This window comes from Sphingobacterium sp. UBA7253, assembly GCF_002472745.1.
GTDB classification, from domain to species: domain Bacteria; phylum Bacteroidota; class Bacteroidia; order Sphingobacteriales; family Sphingobacteriaceae; genus Sphingobacterium; species Sphingobacterium siyangense.
In genome coordinates this window covers 3991-8190 of record NZ_DKSP01000092.1, presented here as the reverse complement: position 1 = coordinate 8190, position 4200 = coordinate 3991, and the positions used below count along the sequence as shown (strand labels likewise).

Below are 4200 nucleotides of genomic sequence, written 5' to 3'. Positions count from 1 at the left end.
AAAGACTTCGGCGATTATTTGAAATATCTAGTCATCGATTTAAAAGACCAGCGGGTCAGGGTTGATAGTCTGGGCTTGGAATATAAAGGACAGATCAGTTTGGATGCCAAACAGACAACATTGGTCGCAGGACCTTGGACAGGTTACTCTTGGCAACTCGAAGAATTTAAGAAAGATGGAAAATTAATTTCAGATCCGAATAAAGTCGTTCCTGCGGAAATGGGAGAACTGGATATAAAGTCTATAAAAGTGTTAATAGGCAAACTCGATCGTATCGATCAATGTTTCCTTTATCTCAAGAGTAATATTGTCCATAAAGGCCATGTGCTTGCAAAACAGGATATAGCCCTTTTATTAACGAAAGAATAAGCCGAAATCCAAAAATATACCTAATTTTAAATTAGATCAAAGCCCAAAGTCGGTTAACATTTAGCTAAAGCGTACATATAGCCAAAAAAGGTTCCCTTATCGGTTAAGAAGGGAGCCTTTTATTTGAGAAAAGTAGCCTAAGATGTTGTGTAGGTACGATTGAATTCAAAGAATATATCGAAAGCTTAGACTCAACACTCCTAAACCATGTCCTTTAAATCGGCGGAAAATAAAGTTTTATTAGCGAAAATGCCTAACGGGGATCAATGGAAATGGAAGGAGTAAGAGTTATAAACTCTGATCTCCTAATATTAATTAAAGATTTTTGTTAGATCCACTAATTCAAACTTTTTATCAACCTCAAAAAATGTTCTAAATATTGAAGCATGTCCGGTTCCAACCAAAATAAAGATGGTTTTTGTACCAGGCTTAATTTGATTTTGGATATTGGCATACATAATTAAATTTCTTTTATACCAGTCAGTAACGAGTCTAGCACCAAAATAATCTTTCCCGATCATAATTTTGTTTGCGAATGAAAAATAAAAGCCAATATTGTTGTCTAGTTTCGATTTTTCATTCATGCATAAAAAGATTTGACTCAAATTCTTTTCTTCCAGACACTTATCCGACATTGACAATTTTATTTCTTCAAGTTCTTTTTTTTAAGGTAGGATTGGAATTAGCCTCTTTCATCAAAATATCAAATCTCATTTCGATCAGTGTATCAATTGGATACAATTCCTGATGTTTCAATTTTTTTGCCAATCGAAATCCCAGTTGAACCGTTTCACCTTCCTTAAAAAATCTTCTCATCCGTTCGCTTTTTATTGTATCGGTGAACGCGTTATATTGATTCTTTAGATAAGACTTGTAATTTGCATCTAACTGTTTCTTTTCATTAAAATTGCTTTCAACAAATATTTGTTCAGGTTTATAATCAGATGAATAGATTTTTTCCACGACATTATCCAGGTCCTTTTGATTTTCTGGGGATAGGATATTTCTATCCTGTACTTTAATCATATCGTTTCCTGGATTATTGAAATGATAGGTTCCGAGTAAAATAACCTTTATTTTCTCCTGAGCCGATAGCGCTGAAAATTGAAAAAGTATCAGAAAAAGGACCGTGAAAATTTTAGTGAAATAAGAATTTTGCATACAATAGTGTTAAAAATAAATAATTCACGAAACTAATAAATAGGGATTGCTTATCTGCTACGAATAATAAATGAACAGTCACGAATAATAAATCATTATAAGATTAATCATGGTTGTTTTTACTGTTCCAAGTCTATACTTCTCATTAACTTTTCATCCAACTCTGTGAATACTTTAAGAATAAACGTCTTTAGATCATAACATCGTTTAATATCTCGCCGATATAACATGAATCTTGAATTATTTATCGATCAATTTCAGTTGATGCTGGAATTCACTTAACGAGATTTTCCCGGATGCAAAGTTGACATCTAAAATAAACTTCTTTTCGTTGGAGGACAGTTCACGTCCATAAATTTTCCCTAGTAGTTCATCTTCATCAGGTAAAGCTTCGGTCACATCTGCTGCATTTAAAAATGCCTGATAGTATCGTAGTCCGAATTTTCTAAGCGACGACGCGTTGAAATGAATTTGGTCTTCGTTTGCAGTTAATCCTTTTACCGAAACGAAGTGACAATTGTTGTGCGATGCTGCATATTTTTTTAAGGCGCTGTTGACCAAATGGTAATCATTGAAATGCGCTCCAAATAGACCATAAGGCAAAAAATCGCCGATCGCGCCGATAATCAGGGGTACTTCAGGAGCCCCTAATTGCTTCCGTAGCTCATTGACTATACTATCAAACTTTTCACCATATTTTGCGGCCAGTTCGGCGGAAGAGTCATTTTCTCCCTGATGCCACAATATTCCTGTCAACTGGCTGCTACGTTGAGCAAGTTTAGCCTGAAAAATAGCGTGGTCAAAGAGCGCGCCACCAACCTGCCAGTCATTTAAGCTGGTACCGCCATCAGCACAAGGGATAAGGCCGATCTCCTCGCCAATGTGATCCGCATGCCAGGAGGCAGCAAATGATGATGCGAGCCCCACACCAGCCATAAGCCTGTCATTGTGTATGGGTTCGGCCATTATCTGCCAGCGTCCATTGCGAAGCATCTTTATTGATTCGTTGATGATAGGCGGCACTGAATCCGGAATTCCGCGGCCGGCCATATTTGATTGCCCTATTAGCAAAAAAGATTGTATCATAGTTTATTATATATTTAAGACTCCACGATTCCTATACTACGGCTAAATGATAGCCAGGCAAATTTTTTAAGATCATTTGGAGCGACGTCACCAGAATTTAATGCCTTCACACTTGCTCTTGCCACACTGGCAAAGAGATGTCTGATCCAGGCTGAGGACAAGCGATTGTCTATAATATGTTTCGCCTGCAGCTGGGGAACTATAGCAAACCACTTTTCTTTTGCTTGTTGATAGGCAATAACTTTTTCTTTGTCCATCGCTGCCACATCAACCTGCCTCTCCTCAAGGGCGTGTAGGAAAATATATTTTACACCGCTGTCGATAGCTGCGTATAGCATTGCTTCCAGTTGTTTGACCGGATTAGTATCGCTGTTAAATGCAGAAACCATAGCGATATACCAGGTTTCAAGCATATCGACATAGCAGGCAGTTATAAGTGCATCTCTATCCTTAAAATATCGATACAAAGTTCGCTTACTGATTTTTGCAACCTCGGCTACTCGCTCTAAAGGAGCGTGAAAGTCTTCATTTAAAACTTTTACTGCACTATAAATTAGCTTTTCTCTATTCATTTGGCACAAATGTATGACAAATGTCTTATATATGTGTTAGTTTATTCCAACTGATCTTACGACCTTTTGGGTTAGAACGAAGCCCAAAGCCGGTTAACATTTTAGTAAGCAAATTAATCATACCTTCTCAATCTTAAATAATATCCCAGTAATTATTGCAGCGATCGAATAATATATGGCCCTCTCCATTGATCCCATTGTTAGTGCCATTGTCATTGCAATGCCAGCCAATGTAATCAGTATTAAAGTCATTTTGATCCAATTGACATTGAGCGTATTGTTCTTGAACCAATAGAATGCCAGTGTACAACATATCAACGTAGGAATAGAATATATTGTGCTATAGCAAAGCCAAAGTAGCGAAAAGAGGATCGTTTGACCAATACCCGGAAAATTTAATGGGTTAAATCCTGGGGATATAGTCACTAGTGTAGTACCCAATAGTAAGGTACCTATCCAGTGCTTAAAAATATAAGACCATCTTAGACTGTGTAACATAATCGGTGTCATTAGATCGAAAACTCAAAAACCACGTCAAGTTTGTGGTAGTTATTAAAACTGGTAAAGTTCATTCTAAATTATCTAAATATCCTGTTAAAGCTATTCCATAGGCCTCTGTTCGACTGAATGACTTTCTAAAGATGAATTAGCTATGTTTTCTCTCAAGAACTTCTGTGCTCGGACTTGCTCCAATTTAATTAATTGATTTAAGATCTCGATGGCTTTTTCGGTCTGACCCGTTTCGTTATAAATGGCTACCATGTTGTATAATGCGTCAACATTTATCTTTGAAAGGTCAAAGCACTTTTTAAATAAAAATAATTGTAAGGCCGAACAGACGAACTCAACTTTTTTATAAAAAGATCAAACGAAAGCGAACTAACCATTGTTATACCAATACTTTCATAAATTAGGTTAATAACAGGTAGTAAAAACCTTGAGATCCCCCTCCTCAAGGTTTTTTTATTTTTTTAAAACCGACTATCCCATTATTGGGATCATAACTATATAT

Annotated in this window: 5 protein-coding genes and 1 pseudogene; 1 reads left to right on the top strand and 5 read right to left on the bottom strand. The window is 36.5% G+C overall.

Annotation, left to right across the window (positions count from 1 at the left end; translation table 11 throughout):
* A partial coding sequence (locus tag B2X72_RS09045; protein ID WP_286849243.1) for a hypothetical protein occupies positions 1-369 on the top strand: 369 nt, incomplete at its 5' end.
* 311 nt (positions 370-680) lie between these two features.
* On the opposite strand, the gene B2X72_RS09040 is transcribed toward B2X72_RS09045, so the two are convergent.
* The 5 genes and pseudogenes from B2X72_RS09040 to B2X72_RS26630 all read right to left on the bottom strand — a co-directional run.
* Entirely contained in the window at positions 681-1010 is a 330-nt protein-coding gene (locus tag B2X72_RS09040; protein ID WP_286849241.1) for a DUF5694 domain-containing protein, read from the bottom strand.
* 10 nt (positions 1011-1020) lie between these two features.
* Complete coding sequence (locus B2X72_RS09035; RefSeq protein WP_286849238.1) at positions 1021-1530, bottom strand: DUF5694 domain-containing protein; 510 nt, start codon at positions 1528-1530, stop codon at positions 1021-1023.
* A gap of 240 nt (positions 1531-1770) precedes the next feature.
* Positions 1771-2616, bottom strand: a complete 846-nt coding sequence (locus tag B2X72_RS09030; RefSeq protein ID WP_286849236.1) for a sialate O-acetylesterase — start codon at positions 2614-2616, stop codon at positions 1771-1773.
* A gap of 14 nt (positions 2617-2630) precedes the next feature.
* Positions 2631-3188, bottom strand: a complete 558-nt coding sequence (locus tag B2X72_RS09025) for a TetR/AcrR family transcriptional regulator (protein WP_145327336.1) — start codon at positions 3186-3188, stop codon at positions 2631-2633.
* A 600-nt stretch (positions 3189-3788) separates the two neighbouring features.
* A pseudogene (locus B2X72_RS26630) lies at positions 3789-3992 on the bottom strand (hypothetical protein); the annotation flags it as partial.
* Between the last annotated feature and the right edge of the window lie 208 nt (positions 3993-4200).

What these genes read in the sequence shown, in the direction of transcription:
- B2X72_RS09025 (WP_145327336.1), bottom strand. Translation starts at nt 3,188, where the DNA reads ATGAATAGAGAAAAGCTAATTTATAGTGCAGTAAAAGTTTTAAATGAA.
- B2X72_RS09030 (WP_286849236.1), bottom strand. Translation starts at nt 2,616, where the DNA reads ATGATACAATCTTTTTTGCTAATAGGGCAATCAAATATGGCCGGCCGC.
- B2X72_RS09035 (WP_286849238.1), bottom strand. Translation starts at nt 1,530, where the DNA reads ATGCAAAATTCTTATTTCACTAAAATTTTCACGGTCCTTTTTCTGATA.